General features: G+C 57.2%; 14 protein-coding genes and 1 pseudogene. 7 read left to right on the top strand and 8 right to left on the bottom strand.

The genetic code is table 11. From position 1 onward, the window contains the following. Positions 1 to 81 precede the first annotated feature (81 nt). Genes lolC through cobB form a run of 5 tightly spaced genes read left to right on the top strand, consistent with a single transcriptional unit; the run spans position 82 to position 5,025 of the window. A complete protein-coding gene (gene lolC, locus V6942_RS00975; protein WP_182929088.1) occupies positions 82 to 1,281 on the top strand; it encodes a lipoprotein-releasing ABC transporter permease subunit LolC in 1,200 nt (399 codons plus the stop codon). After that, positions 1,274 to 1,975 (top strand): lipoprotein-releasing ABC transporter ATP-binding protein LolD, encoded by a 702-nt coding sequence (gene lolD, locus V6942_RS00970; protein WP_106926368.1) that lies wholly within the window; start codon positions 1,274 to 1,276, stop codon positions 1,973 to 1,975. Before lolC ends, lolD begins: the two co-directional genes overlap by 8 nt. Further along, complete coding sequence (lolE, locus tag V6942_RS00965) at positions 1,975 to 3,219, top strand: lipoprotein-releasing ABC transporter permease subunit LolE (protein ID WP_333500713.1); 1,245 nt, start codon at positions 1,975 to 1,977, stop codon at positions 3,217 to 3,219. The genes lolD and lolE overlap by 1 nt, the downstream gene beginning before the upstream one ends. A gap of 60 nt (positions 3,220 to 3,279) precedes the next feature. Further along, positions 3,280 to 4,191, top strand: a complete 912-nt coding sequence (gene nagK, locus V6942_RS00960; RefSeq protein WP_106926611.1) for an N-acetylglucosamine kinase — start codon at positions 3,280 to 3,282, stop codon at positions 4,189 to 4,191. A 12-nt stretch (positions 4,192 to 4,203) separates the two neighbouring features. After that, positions 4,204 to 5,025, top strand: coding sequence for a Sir2 family NAD+-dependent deacetylase (gene cobB, locus V6942_RS00955; RefSeq protein ID WP_106926372.1), 822 nt, complete (start codon positions 4,204 to 4,206; stop codon positions 5,023 to 5,025). Between the two features lie 40 nt (positions 5,026 to 5,065). Here the strand turns inward: cobB and V6942_RS00950 are convergent, their stop codons facing one another. From V6942_RS00950 to V6942_RS00940, 3 genes and pseudogenes are all read right to left on the bottom strand, one after another. Continuing rightward, a complete protein-coding gene (locus V6942_RS00950; protein ID WP_333500747.1) occupies positions 5,066 to 5,362 on the bottom strand; it encodes a fibronectin type III-like domain-contianing protein in 297 nt (98 codons plus the stop codon). Positions 5,363 to 5,434: 72 nt separating this feature from the next. Further along, positions 5,435 to 7,258, bottom strand: a pseudogene (locus V6942_RS00945) (glycoside hydrolase family 3 N-terminal domain-containing protein); the annotation flags it as partial. A gap of 26 nt (positions 7,259 to 7,284) precedes the next feature. Continuing rightward, positions 7,285 to 8,562 carry a PTS sugar transporter subunit IIC gene (locus tag V6942_RS00940; RefSeq protein WP_333500712.1) on the bottom strand — a complete coding sequence of 426 codons (1,278 nt, stop codon included), beginning with the start codon at positions 8,560 to 8,562 and terminating at the stop codon, positions 7,285 to 7,287. Positions 8,563 to 8,822: 260 nt separating this feature from the next. Here V6942_RS00940 and V6942_RS00935 point away from each other — a divergent pair, with 260 nt between their 5' ends. Then, entirely contained in the window at positions 8,823 to 9,527 is a 705-nt protein-coding gene (locus V6942_RS00935) for a GntR family transcriptional regulator (protein ID WP_106926378.1), read from the top strand. Between the two features lie 35 nt (positions 9,528 to 9,562). Here V6942_RS00935 and potD read toward each other — a convergent pair whose 3' ends face one another. The 4 genes from potD to potA are packed head-to-tail and all read right to left on the bottom strand — an operon-like array spanning position 9,563 to position 13,391. Beyond that, entirely contained in the window at positions 9,563 to 10,609 is a 1,047-nt protein-coding gene (gene potD / locus V6942_RS00930; protein ID WP_182929086.1) for a spermidine/putrescine ABC transporter substrate-binding protein PotD, read from the bottom strand. Position 10,610: 1 nt separating this feature from the next. Continuing rightward, positions 10,611 to 11,417 (bottom strand): spermidine/putrescine ABC transporter permease PotC, encoded by an 807-nt coding sequence (gene potC / locus V6942_RS00925; protein ID WP_106926382.1) that lies wholly within the window; start codon positions 11,415 to 11,417, stop codon positions 10,611 to 10,613. After that, positions 11,414 to 12,271 carry a spermidine/putrescine ABC transporter permease PotB gene (gene potB / locus V6942_RS00920; protein ID WP_106926384.1) on the bottom strand — a complete coding sequence of 286 codons (858 nt, stop codon included), beginning with the start codon at positions 12,269 to 12,271 and terminating at the stop codon, positions 11,414 to 11,416. The genes potC and potB overlap by 4 nt, the downstream gene beginning before the upstream one ends. Beyond that, on the bottom strand, positions 12,255 to 13,391 hold the full coding sequence (potA, locus tag V6942_RS00915) for a spermidine/putrescine ABC transporter ATP-binding protein PotA (RefSeq protein WP_106926386.1): 1,137 nt from the start codon (positions 13,389 to 13,391) through the stop codon (positions 12,255 to 12,257). The genes potB and potA overlap by 17 nt, the downstream gene beginning before the upstream one ends. A gap of 294 nt (positions 13,392 to 13,685) precedes the next feature. On the opposite strand from potA, the gene pepT reads away from it, so the two are divergent. After that, on the top strand, positions 13,686 to 14,912 hold the full coding sequence (gene pepT, locus V6942_RS00910) for a peptidase T (protein WP_181357988.1): 1,227 nt from the start codon (positions 13,686 to 13,688) through the stop codon (positions 14,910 to 14,912). Positions 14,913 to 15,014: 102 nt separating this feature from the next. On the opposite strand, the gene V6942_RS00905 is transcribed toward pepT, so the two are convergent. Continuing rightward, positions 15,015 to 16,136 carry a cupin domain-containing protein gene (locus V6942_RS00905; RefSeq protein ID WP_106926390.1) on the bottom strand — a complete coding sequence of 374 codons (1,122 nt, stop codon included), beginning with the start codon at positions 16,134 to 16,136 and terminating at the stop codon, positions 15,015 to 15,017. Between the last annotated feature and the right edge of the window lie 38 nt (positions 16,137 to 16,174).

Raw genomic sequence — 16,174 nt, 5'->3', positions numbered from 1 at the left:
TGCGCTTACGGTTCAGTCATTTACCCATCCTGCTTTCGCTTATATACTCGTGCTTCTGCTATCAGCAACCAGACGGATTACATGTACCAACCTGTCGCACTATTTATCGGCCTGCGCTACATGCGCGGGCGAGCAGCGGACCGCTTTGGTCGCTTTGTTTCCTGGCTGTCAACTATCGGCATTACGCTTGGCGTGATGGCGCTGGTCACCGTACTTTCGGTGATGAACGGCTTTGAACGCGAGCTGCAAAACAACATCCTGGGGCTGATGCCGCAGGCCATTCTGAGCGCCGATCAGGGCTCACTCAATCCGCAAAAAATTCCGCAGGATAGCGTGAAGCTACAGGGCGTGACCCGCGTGGCACCGCTGACGACCGGCGACGTCGTGCTGCAAAGCGCGCGCAGCGTGTCGGTTGGCGTGATGCTGGGCATTGACCCTGCGCAGAAAGATCCGTTGACGCCATATCTGGTGAACGTTAAGCAAACCGACCTGGCGCCGGGCAAATACAACGTGATCCTGGGTGAACAGCTGGCAGGTCAACTGGGCGTGAATCGCGGCGATCAAATCCGCGTGATGGTGCCTTCGGCCAGCCAGTTCACGCCGATGGGGCGTCTGCCGAGTCAGCGTCTGTTCACGGTAATTGGCACCTTTGCGGCGAACAGTGAGGTCGACGGTTACCAGATGCTGGTCAACATTCAGGACGCTTCGCGCCTGATGCTTTACCCGCTGGGCAACATCACCGGCTGGCGTCTGTGGCTGGATAAACCGCTGCAGGTCGACACCCTTAGCCAGCAAACGCTGCCGGCAGGCACCAAATGGCAGGACTGGCGCGAGCGTAAAGGCGAGCTGTTCCAGGCCGTGCGCATGGAAAAAAACATGATGGGCCTGCTGCTCAGCCTGATCGTCGCCGTTGCCGCATTTAACATCATTACCTCGCTGGGGCTGATGGTGATGGAGAAGCAGGGCGAAGTGGCTATTCTGCAAACCCAGGGCCTGACGCCGCGGCAGATCCTTACCGTCTTTATGGTGCAGGGGGCCAGCGCGGGTATTATCGGCGCACTGTTAGGCGCGGTGCTTGGCGTGCTGCTGGCCAGCCAGCTCAATAATTTAATGCCGATTATCGGTGCGTTCCTCGACGGCGCGGCGCTGCCGGTTGCCATCGAGCCGCTGCAGGTTATCGTGATTGCGCTGGTGGCGATGGCCCTGGCGCTGTTGTCAACGCTTTACCCTTCCTGGCGCGCTGCCGCCACCCAACCCGCTGAGGCTTTACGTTATGAATAAGATCCTGTTGCAATGCGACAACCTGTGCAAACGCTATCAGGAAGGCTCGGTGCAGACTGACGTGCTGCACAACGTCAGCTTCAGCGTCGGCGAGGGGGAAATGATGGCGATTGTCGGCACCTCCGGCTCGGGCAAAAGTACGCTGCTGCACCTGCTGGGCGGCCTGGACACGCCGACCAGCGGTGATGTGATTTTCAGCGGCCAGCCGATGAGCAAACTGTCGTCGGCGGCAAAAGCCGAACTGCGCAACCAGAAGCTCGGCTTTATTTACCAGTTCCACCACCTGCTGCCAGACTTCACGGCGCTTGAAAACGTGGCGATGCCGCTGCTGATTGGCAAGAAAAAAGCGGCAGAAATTAACACCCGCGCGCTGGAAATGCTCAATGCGGTCGGCCTGGCGCATCGCGCCAGCCATCGTCCATCGGAGCTGTCCGGCGGCGAACGTCAGCGCGTCGCGATCGCCCGCGCGCTGGTCAATAACCCGCGTCTGGTGCTGGCGGATGAGCCGACCGGCAACCTGGATGCCAAAAATGCCGATAGCATCTTCAAACTGCTTGGCGAACTGAATCAGTCTCAGGGCACCGCTTTTCTCGTCGTGACCCACGATTTGCAGCTGGCGAAACGTATGGGGCGTCAGCTTGAGATGCGCGACGGCCACCTGAGCGACCAACTGACCCTGATGGGAGCGCATTAATGGCTCCTTCGCTGTCGTTACTGATCGGCCTGCGCTTTAGCCGCGGGCGTCGGCGCAGCGGCATGGTGTCGCTGATTTCCGTTATCTCAACCGTTGGCATTGCGCTGGGCGTAGCGGTACTGATCGTCGGGCTAAGCGCGATGAATGGCTTTGAGCGCGAGCTGAACAACCGCATTCTGGCGGTGGTACCGCACGGCGAAATTGAGGCGGTCAACCAGCCGTGGAACCACTGGCAGAGCGTGTTACCGAAAGTTGAAGCGGTGAGGGGCATTGAGGCCGCCGCGCCGTACATCAACTTTACCGGTCTGGTGGAGAGCGGCAGCAATCTGCGCGCGATTCAGGTTAAAGGCGTGGATCCACAGCAGGAAACCCGACTGAGCGCGCTACCGCGCTTTGTGCAGGCCGATGCCTGGGCCAACTTTAAAGCCGGTGAACAGCAAATTATTCTCGGCAAAGGCGTTGCCGATGCGCTAAAGGTCAAAGCCGGTGACTGGGTATCGATAATGATCCCCAACTCCAACCCTGAACACAAGCTGCTGCAGCCAAAACGCGTGCGTCTGCACGTGACCGGCATTCTGCAGCTGAGCGGCCAGCTTGACCATAGCTTCGCCATGATCCCGCTCCTGGATGCTCAGCAGTATCTCGATATGGGCGAGAGCATTTCCGGTATCGCCATCAAAGTGAACGACGTGTTTAACGCCAATAAACTGGTGCGCGACGCGGGCGAGGTGACGAATAACTACGTCTATATCAAAAGCTGGATTGGCACCTACGGCTATATGTACCGCGATATCCAGATGATCCGTGCGATCATGTATCTGGCGATGGTACTCGTGATAGGTGTGGCTTGCTTCAACATCGTGTCGACGTTAGTGATGGCCGTTAAAGATAAAAGTAGCGATATTGCGGTGCTGCGCACACTGGGTGCCAAAGACGGGCTGATTCGCGCAATTTTCGTGTGGTATGGTTTATTGGCCGGTTTGCTGGGCAGCATCTGCGGTGTGGTTATCGGGGTGCTGGCATCCCTGTATCTGACCGGCATTATTAACGTGATTGAAAAACTGATTGGTCACCGATTCTTGTCGGGTGACATTTATTTTATCGACTTCCTGCCGTCTGAACTGCACTGGCTGGATGTCGTTTATGTGCTGGTCACGGCACTGTTGCTGAGTCTGCTGGCAAGCTGGTATCCCGCCCGCCGCGCCAGCCGTATCGACCCTGCGAGGGTGCTGAGTGGCCAGTAATTTGACGTCCTGACCACGCGGCGTTGCTGCTGCGTGCGTCAGTTAGAGGAATTGATCATGATGCATTATGGATTTGACATTGGCGGCAGCAAAATCGCGCTGGGCGTATTTGATTCATCGCGCCAGCTTCAGTGGGAAAAACGCATTCCGACGCCGACAGAGAGCTATGAACGCTTTCTTGAGGCGGTGACCGGCCTGGTGGCGGAGGCTGACGAACGCTTTCACTGCCGGGGCTCTGTCGGTATCGGTATTCCCGGTATGCCGGAAACCGAAGACGGTACGCTGTACGCGGCGAACGTGCCAGCGGCGACCGGACGCCCGCTGCGCGCGGACCTGAGCAGGCTACTGGAACGTGACGTACGGCTCGACAACGACGCCAACTGCTTTGCCATCTCCGAGGCCTGGGACGACGAGTTTACCCAGTACCCGCTGGTGATGGGGCTGATTCTCGGCACCGGCGTGGGTGGCGGCATCGTACAGAACGGTAAATCGATTACCGGGCATAGCTATATCACCGGCGAGTTTGGCCATATTCGTCTGCCGGTCGATGCGCTGGAAGTCGTGGGGCGTGATTTTCCGCTCGTCCGCTGCGGCTGCGGCCAGCTTGGCTGCATTGAAAACTATTTATCCGGTCGCGGGTTTGCCTGGCTGTATAACCATTTTTATCAACAGTCGCTCACTTCACCGGAGATTGTGGCCCTGTGGCAGCAGGGAGATGAAAAGGCGCGTGAACACGTTGAACGCTACCTGGATCTGCTTGCCGTCTGCCTGGGCAATATACTGACCATTGTCGACCCGGATCTGCTGGTGCTCGGCGGTGGGCTATCAAACTTTTCAGCGATCGCCGATGGACTAGCGCACCGCCTACCGCGTCATTTACTGCCTGTAGCCCGCACGCCGCGTATTGAACGCGCGCGCCACGGCGATGCAGGGGGAATGCGCGGCGCTGCGTTCCTTCATCTGACCAACTAACATGGAGTAGATATGCAGTCGCGCCGCTTACATCGATTGAGCCGTTTCCGTCGGAATAAACGTCAACTGCGCCAGCGTCTGCGCCAGCGTATTTTTTTCACGGACAGGGTGATGCCAGAACAGATGGATAAACCAAGAGTACTTGTGCTTACGGGCGCGGGGATTTCGGCAGAGTCGGGTATTCGGACCTTCCGCGCGGCGGATGGCTTATGGGAAGAACACAAGGTTGAGGATGTGGCGACGCCGGAAGGCTACGCGCGCGATCCGCAGCTGGTGCAACATTTCTATAATGCCCGTCGTCGCCAGCTTCAGCAGCCGGAGATTGCGCCCAACGCGGCGCACCTGGCGCTGGCCCGGCTGGAAGCGGCGCTTGGCGAGAACTTTATGCTGGTGACGCAGAACATCGATAACCTGCACGAGCGCGCGGGCAATCACAACGTGCTGCATATGCACGGCGAGCTGCTGAAGGTGCGCTGTACCCAAAGCGGCCAGGTGTTCGACTGGCCGGGGGATTTAACGGTGGAGGACCGCTGCCACTGCTGCCAGTTCCCGGCGCCGCTGCGCCCGCATATCGTCTGGTTTGGCGAGATGCCGTTCGAGATGGACCATATCTACCTTGCGCTGTCGATGGCCGATATTTTTATCGCTATTGGCACTTCTGGCCACGTCTACCCGGCGGCGGGTTTTGTGCACGAGGCGAAACTGCACGGTGCGCATACCGTTGAGCTGAATCTTGAACCGAGCCAGGTGGGCAGCGAGTTTGAGGAGAAGCATTACGGTCTGGCGAGCGAAGTGGTCCCAGCCTACGTCGACGCGCTGCTGAAATCGCTGTAAACGTTCGGGCGCCCGCGACAACTCGCCGGGCGCCCGAAAATTAACTTTCTGCGTAGTAAAATTCTCCCTCCAGCAGTGATGCGCTGTTCAGGCCGACAAAGACCCTGAACCTGCCGTACTCCAGCCGAACATCGCCTTCGGCATCGTAGAAGCCAAGATCGTGCGGCGTTATCTCAAAGTGAACCACCTGCGTTTCACCTGCGGCGAGCATCACCTGGGTAAAGCCTTTCAGCTGCAGGGCGGGGCGGGCGATGCTGGCGACACAATCATGAAGATACAACTGGAGGGTTTCGAGGCCGTCAACGTCAGACGTATTGTGAGCTGCCACGCTCACCATGACCGTCCCTCCGGGCAGCAGACGGGGCGTCACGTGAAGATCGCTAAGGCGCGTCTCGTGCCACGATAGGCCAAAACCAAAGGGAAACAGCGGCGCGTTCGGGCAGTCCAGATATTTGGACAGAAAGCGCGGGCTATGGTCGGACTGATGCGCCGGTCGGCCGGTATTCAGCGCGTTGTAATAGACCGGCATCTGGCCGTTGGCATAAGGGAAACTCATCGACAGCCGTCCGGAAGGGTTGCGTTTGCCGCTGAGTATATCGACCAGCGCGTGGCTGCCCTCAATGCCGGGGAACCAGGCCTCGACGATGGCATCAACGTGGTCGACAACGTCGGTCAGCACCAGCGGTCTGCCGTTAAACAGGATCAGCACGGTTTTCTTTGCCACGGCGGCGATCTGCTGAATAAATTCGACCTAGTGGCGGGGCAGATGCAGGTCGGTGCGGCTGGCGGCTTCGCCGCTCTGCATCATATGTTCCCCCATCGCCAGCAGGACCACATCGGCCTGACGCGCGTAGTCCAGCGCGCGCTCAAGCTCCTGTGCTCGCTCGTTATCGGTCAGGCAGCGGGTTTGTTCTACCTGGTGCGTTGCGCCAAATTCGCCGAGAAAACCGTAGTCCAGCAGCAGGTCGCAGCCCGGCGTTACGCACAGGTTGCCGTCGGGGATGGCCTCTTGCTGCGCGGTCTTAAGCGTCGTACAGCGCGATTTCTCGCCGTAAACGGCCCACAGCCCAAAGATATCCGGGTTGTCGGCATAAGGGCCAATCAGCGCAACGCGCGTTGTCGCCGGGTTAAACGGCAGCGTCTGACGATCGTTTTTGAGCACCACCAGCGATTTCCCCGCCGTCTCTCGGGCAAGGCGCAGATGCTCCGGGTGATAGCAGCAGCGCTGCTCGCCCTCGGGGGTGACGCCGCGATACGGATCGTCGAATAACCCCAGCTTCTGCTTCAGCCGCAGCACGCGCAGGACGGCGTCATCCAGCGCGCGTTCGCTGATTTTTCCGGCCGCCAGCAGCGGCTTCAGGCCGTTGGCATAGCAGGCGGTTTTCATGTCGATATCCAGCCCGGCGTTGAACGCGATCGCGCAGGCGTCCTGTTCATCGGCCGCGACGCCGTGCGCAATCAGCTCTTTCACGGCGGCATAGTCGGCAATGGTGATCCCCTGAAACCCCCAGCGCTCGCGCAGCAGGGTTTTCAATAGCCATGGGTTGGCGGTGGCGGGAACGCCGTCAACGGTGTTGAAGGACGTCATCACCATCTCGCAGCCCGCGTCAATGGCGGCCTGGAAGGGCGGGAAATAGTCTTCGAACAGGCTCTGGTGCGACAGCTCGACGGTATTGTAGTCGCGACCGCCGATCGGCGCGCCGTAGCCGGCAAAATGCTTCACGCAGGCGGCCAACCCTTGCTGCGTGGGCATATCCTGCTGGAAACCCTCAACGCTGGCGCGCACGTACTGTGTGTTCAGAAACACATCTTCGCCGGTTGACTCCATGCAGCGGCCCCAGCGCGCATCGCGCACCAGGTCGGCCATTGGCGCAAAGGTCACATGGCTACCGGCGCTGGCGGCTTCTCTCGCCGCCACGACGCAGCACTGACGGATCAGCGCGGGCGACCAGCTGCAGCCGAGCGCCAGCGGGATCGGGAAGATCGTCCGGTAGCCGTAAATCACGTCGGCCATAAACAGCAGCGGTATCTTTAGCCGACTGTTTTGCAGGTGTTTGCGCTGGATTTCGCGCGTTTTCACCGCACCGGAGACGTTCAGCACCGAACCGACGTTATCCACCACCGCCTGCGCGATACCCAGCTTCGCCTTCGGCCCCACGGTCAGCTGGGGCTCATCAAGGAAAAATTCCCCGGACAACTGCACCAGCTGGCCTATTTTTTCGTCCAGCGTCATCTGCGCCAGCAGCGCGTGAAGGGAGGTCATTGGGGCTCCTGGTCAGCGTTGCGTTCTGCCGCCAGCGCGGCGCGCTCGGCCATTTTGAACCACGGATACCAGAGCAGCGGCGAAAGAATCAGCTGCAGGAACAGGTGCAGGGCGATAATTGATGTCGCGCCGCCTACCGCAGCGAAGAAGCCGACCGGCAGGCCAAAGAGGGTCTGAGCCCCCACGATTTTGGCCACCAGCCCCAGTTTGATCAGCAGCCACGCAATGACGATGGCGATGGCGTTGTTGGTCACAAACGGCACCATCAGGCGGTAGTTCATCACCAGCGGCGTACCGAAGATCACCGGTTCGGTGATGCCGAACAGCGCGGGCATCAGCGCCAGCCTGCCCATCTGGTTAAACTGTTTGCTTTTTGACAGACACATCAACAGTACCAGCCCCAGCGCCAGCCCGCTCCAGGTCACGATGTTAAAGAACGCCAGCCCGAGCACGTTGGGCATTTCCAGACCGTTACGCCACGCGTCAAGGTTTTCGAGATCCATCGCCAGCCAGATGGGGGTCACCAGCGGCAGCACCACGTTGGTGCCGTGAATACCGAGAAACCACATCAGCTGCATGACCAGCGTGACCAGCAGGAACGCCCAGAGGCTACCGCCCAGCCCTTTCAGCGGTTGCTGGATAAGGGTATAGATGCACTGGTGAATGTTTTCCCACGGTGTTGCCACAAAGAGGCGGTTAATCAGCAGAAACACAATACCCACCAGCACGAACGGAAACAGGCCTTCGAACACCCGGCCAATCATCGGCGGCACGCCTTTTGGCAGACGCAGCGTCCAGCCGCGCTGGATGGTAAAGATAAACAGACGCCCGACGCCCAGGCCAATCAGCATCGCGGAAAAAACACCCTGTACACCGAGCCAGGTCAGGGGAATGGCGGTAATTGCGCCGCTATCGTCCGCCATCGGCGTCACGATTAAAAAGGCCATGACAGCCGCCACGCCGCTTAGCGTACTGTCCGTGTCGACGTTGTACTGCCGGACCAGGTTGCGCGCCATGAAGAACGTAACGTAAATGGCCAGGATGCCTAGCGTGCTGGTCGTGACGTTGTTAAACACCGGCATCATGCTGCTGCTGACAAAAAATTGATGCACGCTGTCGATAGGCAGCACCATCAGGAGCACGCTGAGCGATCCGATGAGCGTAATTGCGACGGTAGAGACCATCGAAATAGAGATGGCCTGTAGCCATGGGCTTTTCCCGAGCCAGACAATAAGAGGATTTATTTTATGAAAGGTTTTTTCTAATTTATTCATGAGGTTAATGATAAGTGGTCAGGTCGTCGGGTATTTTTGTTTTAATTGGCTCGGGATAATGTTAAGTCCATCAATATTTTTCTGCGCTGACGTGTCCATTTACATCGCCAGACAGGAATAGGTAGGCGGGAATGGTGCGTAATTACTATTTATCTTATTGAAATAATGATGAAAAAACGTGTTCCTTAGTGGTGCCTTTGCGTGCTGGCAATCCGAGGAAATCGCGTTATGCTGTTTCTCTGAACCGCAGGGAGGCTGCCATGATTTACCGTTCGGTTGTCCACTTAATAAATGAATATATTGATACGTCGAACCGGCGGGAGGGCGATGCGCTACCGGCGGAAAAATCGCTCGCTGCGCATTTTAAGGTGTCGCGAAATACGCTGCGTAAAGCGCTGGCGGTGCTGGAAGCGGAAGGCATTATTGAAAAACGGCAGGGCGCCGGCAGTATTATTCGCCACAAAAAAACGGTGGCCTGGCTGAATGGATTTATGGGTTTTAGCGAGATTGCCCGCATTCAAGGCAAACCGGCGGTCAGCCGCGTGCTGAGCTTTGAGGTGATCCCGGCAGTGGAGAATATTGCCGGTTGGCTACAGTGTGACCCGGGTGAGCCGTTGTTCCACGTGAAGCGGATTCGCACTATGGATAAAACCCCAATGCAGTTGGAGGAAACCTGGCTGTCGGCGCTGCGTTTTCCTCGTTTGACGCTGGAGCACATGAACCACTCAAAGTTCGACTTCTTCGAACAAGAGTGCGGTATTACCATCGCCGGCTGTTACGAGACGTTTTCTACCACTTTAGCTCGCCGAGACGTGGCGCGGATGCTCAATCTGAGCGAAAAGGACCCGGTGATTCGTATCGAAACGCAGGCCGTGGAACCCTCGGGCAGGCCGCTCGACTATTCGGTACTGTATAACAATAACGATGAATTTCGGGTGCGCTATTTCTACCCGCGGGTGAGGTGAGCGTCGGGACGCACGGTGTCCCGACGCGTGGACGCTTAACGTCCGGCTTTCAGTTTCTGATAATACTGTTCATACAGCGCGCTGGCGTTGCCGACGTCGTTCTGCCACTCGCCTTTCTGAATGGTTTCGGCGTCAGGGTAGAGCGACTTATCGTTGGCCACCTCCGGGCTCAGCAGTTTGCGTGCCGCCAGGTTAGGCGTCGGGTAGCCGATGGTTTCCGCAACCTGTTTTGCCACGTCCGGGCGCAGCAGGAAGTTAATCAGCTTCAGCGCGCCCTCTTTATTTTTGGCATTGGCCGGAATCGACAGGCTGTCCATCCAGAAGATACCGCCTTCTTTCGGCCACACGATTTCCAGCGGCGTGCCCGCCTGGCGAGCCACGAACGCCGAACCGTTCCAGACCATACCGAGGTTAACTTCGCCTTCCATATACGGGTTCGCCGGGTTGTCGGAGTTGAACGCGGCAACGTTCGGCATCAGTTTTTTCAGCTCGTTATAGGCGGCTTCAATCTCTTTCGGATCCGTCGTGTTGCCAGAGTAGCCGAGCTTGCGCAGAGCAACCTGGAACACTTCGCGCGCATCGTCGGTCAGCAGCAGGCTGCTTTTGTATTCCGGCTTCCACAGGTCGGCCCAGCTGGTGACGCTTTTCGGATCGATGGCATCGCTGTTGACGCCGATCGCCGTTGCGCCCCAGATGTACGGAATAGAGTAGTCGTTGTTCGGGTCAAACGGCTTGTTGAGCATCTCTGGGTCAAGATTGCTGAAGTTGCTCAGTTGGGTTTTATCGATCTTCTGAATCATCCCTTCTTTGCGCATTTTGTCGACAAAGTAGGTGGACGGCACCACCAGATCATAGGCACCGTCTTTATAGGTTTTAAGCTTGGCGTACATGGTTTCATTCGACTCGTAGGTCGAATAGATAACCTTGATGCCGGTCTCTTTGGTGAACTGTTCCAGCAGTCCGGGCGGAACGTATTCCGTCCAGTTATAGAAATACAGCGTTTTGCTATCGTCCGCGTGGGCTGCGCTCATGCCGAGCGCTAAAGCACCTGCCGCGAGCAGGTGGCGTGACCATTTCATCATTTTACGTCCCCTGAGTTGTGCGCCTGACCTTCAGGCCCTTGGTTTTATCACGAGCAATCAGCTGGCTGGCAATCACCATGACCAGCGACAGAACCAGCAGAATCGTTGCCAGCGCGTTCACTTCCGGCGACACGCCGACTTTCACCATTGAATAAATCTTCAGCGGCAGAATTTCGTAGCTGGGCCCGGTAACGAACGACGAGACCACGACATCATCCATCGACAGGGTGAAGCTCAGCAGCCAGCCCGCCGCCACCGCCGGCATCGCCAGCGGCAGAATAATTTTCCACAGGATAGTCAGCTCGCTGGCCCCCAGATCTTTTGCCGCCTCCAGCATGCGTACGTCAAAGCCCTTCAGACGGGAGAAGACGGTGACCACCACGAACGGCAGGCAGAAGGTGATGTGGGAGAACAGCAGCGACCAGAAGCCGAGCTGGATCCCAAGCAGCATAAACAGCACCAGCAGCGAGATAGCCATGACGATATCTGGCGACATCATCACCACGAACAGCATGCCGCTGACGAACGGTTTACCGCGGAAGCGATAGCGATACAGCGCCACGGCGGTTAACGAGCCGATGAGCGTGGCGGCGGTCGCGGAGAAAATCGCCATCGTCAGCGAGTGCTGGGCCGCCTGCAGCAGGCTATCGTTGTTCATCAACAGGCTGTACCACTGGGTGGTAAAACCCTGCCAGTTGATCCCGAAACGCGAACTGTTAAACGAGTTCACGATCAAAATGATAATCGGAATATAAAGATACGCATAAATGGCGGTCATAAAGCCGCCGCGCAGCAGTCGACCTATCATTCCAGCTCCACCTTTTTATTGAGCAGGCGCGACGCGCGCCAGTACACCAGCAGCATCAGCCCCATCACCACCGTCAGCGTTATGCTGGTGGCCGCGCCAAACGGCCAGTCGCGAATGTTGAGGAACTGGCTCTTAATGACGTTACCAATCAGCAGGTTTTTCGCCCCGCCCATGAGATCGGAGACGTAGAAGAGGCCCATCGCCGGCAGCATCACCAGCAGACAGCCCGCAATAATACCCGGCATGGTAAGCGGAATAATAATGCGAATGAAGGTTTGCAGCTTGCTGGCGCCAAGGTCTTTAGCGGCTTCCAGCAGCGGTTTATCGAGCTTTTCGATGCTGGAATAGAGCGGCATCACCATAAACGGCAGCAGGATGTACACCAGGCCGATGATCACGGCGCTGGGGGTGAACATAATCCGCATTGGCGTATCAATGATGCCAAGCCACAGCAGAAATTCGTTGAGGTAGCCTTTGGTGCTGAGGAAGATTTTCAGCCCGTAGATGCGAATCAGCGAGTTGGTCCAGAAGGGCACGATCAGCAGAAACAGCAGCAGCGGGCGCACTTTCTGCGGCAGCCGGGCCAGGAACCAGGCAAACGGATAGCCCAGTACCAGGCACGCCAGCGTGGCGATGGCCGCCATGTTCAGCGAGTGCAGTAGCACCTGCGCGTAGAGCGGATCGAGCAGACGCGTATAGTTGTCCAGCGTGAACACCATCTGAACAAAGTTGGCATCGTCACGGGTCAGGAAGCTGGTGACGATGATCATCAGGTTGGGCAGGAACACGAACAGCACAAGCCAACCGACAATTGTGGCAATCACCACATTCTGGAATTTACTTGTGCTCTTCATCAGCCAGTACGACCTCCCAGCTTTCGACCCAGTTAATCGCCATTTTCTGGTCCAGCGAGTGGTCAAAGTCCGGATCGTCTTCGTTAAAGAACTCGCTGACCATCACCATCTTGCCGTTTTCCAGCTCAACGACCGACTCCAGCGTCATCCCTTTATAGTTACGCTCACGGATGTAGCCAATCAGTCCTTCCAGTTCATTGCCGTCGTGGATCTCCTCGACGCGCAGATCTTCCGGGCGCAACAGAACGTTGAGCTTTTGTCCCGGAACAACCGGGAAGTTGACGTAGATATTGCATTCACGGCCTTCGACGTTGGCGCGTACCCGCAGATCGTCAAGACGTGCGATCACGGTCGCATCGAACAGGTTGATCTCGCCAATAAAGCCGGCGACAAACAGGTTTTTCGGCTCTTCGTAGATTTCACGCGGCGTACCGTCCTGCTCGATTTTGCCGTCGCGCATGACCACGATACGGTCGGACATCGTCAGCGCTTCTTCCTGATCGTGGGTAACGAACACGAAGGTGATACCGAGCTTACGCTGCAACGCCTTCAGTTCGTTTTGCATCTGTTTACGCAGCTTGTAGTCAAGCGCAGAGAGCGATTCGTCGAGCAGCAGCAGGCTTGGCTTATTGACTACCGCACGGGCGATCGCGACGCGCTGCTGCTGGCCGCCGGAGAGCTGGTGTGGCTTGCGCTGGGCAAACTCTTCCAGCTGTACCATCCGCAGGGCGTCGTGCACGCGTGGCGCAATTTCGCTCGCCGGCGTTTTCTGCATACGCAGGCCAAACGCGACGTTATCGAAAACGGTCATATGCGGAAACAGCGCGTAGCTCTGAAATACGGTATTAACGTGGCGATCTTCGGCCGGAACGCGGGTGATATCCTGGTTTTCCAGGTGGATCTGCCCTGCGTCAACGCTTTCAAGCCCGGCGATCAGGCGTAGTACGGTCGTTTTGCCGCAGCCAGAAGGGCCAAGCAGCGTGAGGAACTCACCGTTATTGATGGTCAAATCGAGATCCGAAATGACCGTTTTACCATCGAAGTCCTTGCGAATCCCCACCAGTTCGACCAGCGGCGACAGCGAACGCGATTTTGTGTTCAATTTATTACTCTGTCCCATGTAAACGCACCGTGGATACACATCATCTTCGATCGACGGTATCGCTTCCCGATGCGGGGTTTGTGGTTAACCACCTTTAGACGTTTAGAGGTCTGATTCGTATTAATAAGGGCTGGCATTCTACGGCAAACGTACTCAATCGCCAATCCTTGTTAAACTTCCTATAGGAATATCTGACGATTAGATGCCGTTCGGGGAAAAAAAGTCGCCTTTGACGGGCTAAAAGTGACCTGACGCAATATTTGTCTTTTATGGCTTATTGATAATGTTGTCACAAAAAGTGAGGGTGGCTACATGGATAAATTGCTTGAGCGTTTTTTGCAGTACGTTTCTCTGGACACGCAATCGAAGCCCGGCGTGCGTCAGGTGCCGAGTACCGAAGGGCAGTGGAAACTGTTACATCTGCTCAAAGAGCAATTGGAAACGATGGGGCTGGTTAACGTCACGTTGAGCGAAAAGGGCACCGTCATGGGGACTCTGCCGGCCAACGTCAGCGGCGACATTCCGGCGATTGGTTTTATCTCCCATGTGGATACCGCCCCGGACTTTAGCGGTAAAAACGTTAACCCGCAGATCGTGGAAAACTACCGCGGCGGCGATATCGCGCTGGGTATCGGCGACGAAGTGCTGTCACCGGTGATGTTCCCGGTGCTGCATCAGTTGCTGGGGCAGACGCTGATCACCACCGATGGTAAAACGCTGCTCGGCGCCGATGATAAAGCAGGGATCGCCGAAATCATGACCGCGCTGGCGGTGCTGAAAGAGAAAAATATCCCGCACGGCGACATTCGCGTGGCCTTCACGCCGGACGAAGAAGTGGGCAAAGGGGCAAAACATTTCGACGTTGAGGCTTTTAACGCTCAGTGGGCCTACACCATTGACGGCGGCGGCGTGGGCGAGCTGGAGTACGAAAACTTTAATGCCGCATCGGTGACGATCAAGATTGTCGGTAATAACGTCCACCCGGGAACCGCGAAAGGAGTGATGGTCAACGCGCTGTCGCTGGCGGCGCGCATTCATGCGGAAGTGCCCGCCGATGAAAGCCCGGAAAAAACCGAAGGCTATGAAGGTTTTTACCATCTGACCAGCATCAAAGGTTCGGTAGATCGCGCCGAGATGCACTACATTGTGCGCGACTTTGAACGTAAGCAGTTTGAAGCCCGTAAGCGCAAGATGATGGAAATCGCCAAAAAGGTCGGCAAAGGCCTGCACCCGGATTGCTATATTGAACTGATCATTGAAGACAGCTATTACAATATGCGCGAGAAGGTGGCGGAGCATCCGCATATCGTCGAGATTGCTCAGCAGGCGATGCGCGACTGCGATATTGAGCCGGATCTCAAGCCGATTCGCGGCGGCACCGACGGCGCGCAGCTCTCCTTTATGGGGCTACCGTGTCCGAACATTTTCACCGGCGGCTATAACTACCACGGCAAGCATGAATTTGTGACCCTGGAAGGGATGGAGAAAGCGGTGCAGGTGATTGTGCGTATCGCTGAGCTGACGGCCCAGCGCGGCTAACCGTCAAAGAAAACCCGGCGTAGATTCGCGCTGGGTTTTTATGTAGGCCGGATGGCGGCGTAAACGCCTTATCCGGCCTACTATCGGTATAGATTCGGTGGTTTATTCTGCAAAGAACCAGTAGCCGCTGTTGACCAGCGCAGCCAGCAGCGCCAGGAACGATGGATCGTCCAGCGCTTCACCAAAATGCTGGCTTTCCAGCATGATGCTGCCCGCCATCGCATCCAGCGCCTGATGGTGCGGAGAATCCACCTTCTCGCCGTTGACGAAGAAATCATCGCCGATACGGATCACCCGCAGCCCGCCCAGACGCTGAAGCATGTCGCCTTGCTGCAAGGCATCGTAGATTTCATCCGGCTGGTACGGCGGCTCCGGCGGCGCAATATCCAGCTCGTGGCGCGACTGGCTGATAAATTCGCCCAGCCACTGCTGGAAGTGCTCCGGCTGCTGAATTAATCCCAGCATCATCTCGCGAAGGCTGTCGACTTCCTGTGGCAGTAAGTCTGCCGGATGATCGCGCGAGGGCACGTCCGGATCGCTGTAGTGCTGGTTGCCCAAGTCGCGCTGCAGAATGTAGTCGGCAAAGCCGCTGATCAGCTCACGGCTGTTCGGCGAACGGAAGCCTACAGAGTAGTTAAGCGAGTTTTCCAGCGCGTAGCCTTCATGCGGGAATCCTGGCGGGATGTAAAGAATGTCGCCCGGCTCCATCTCTTCATCAATGATGGCGTCAAACGGCTGCACCTGCAGCAGGTCAGGGTGCGGGCAGTGCTGTTTAAGGGCGGTTTTCTCGCCTACGCGCCAGCGGCGGCGGCCGGTCCCCTGGATAATAAAGACATCGTACTGATCGACATGCGGGCCAACGCCGCCGCCGGGTACCGAGAAAGAGATCATCAGATCGTCAATACGCCAATCGGGCAGGGCGCGGAATGGACGCATCAGCGCGCTGGACGGTTCGTGCCAGTGATCGACGGCCTGCACCAGCAGCGACCAGTTGCTCTCGCCGAGGTGGTCGAAGCTTTCGAACGGGCCGTGGCTCACCTGCCAGTCGCCGTCGAGATGGCTAACCAGGCGGCTATCGACCTCATTTTCCATCGCCAGACCCGCCAGTTCATCCGGTGAAATGGGGTCAATAAAGTTGGCGAAGCCGCGTTTAAGAACGACCGGGCGCTTTTGCCAGTAGCGAGCCAGAAAATCGGCCCAGTTTAACGTTAAGTGGTATTCCATATGACTATTTCCGCAGCAGAGATATGTCCTGGATTATA

Source organism: Kluyvera genomosp. 2, assembly GCF_036759865.1.
GTDB classification, from domain to species: Bacteria; Pseudomonadota; Gammaproteobacteria; order Enterobacterales; family Enterobacteriaceae; genus Kluyvera; species Kluyvera ascorbata_B.
Note: the sequence above shows the minus strand (reverse complement) of the source record. Positions and strands in the feature narration are given on the sequence as shown.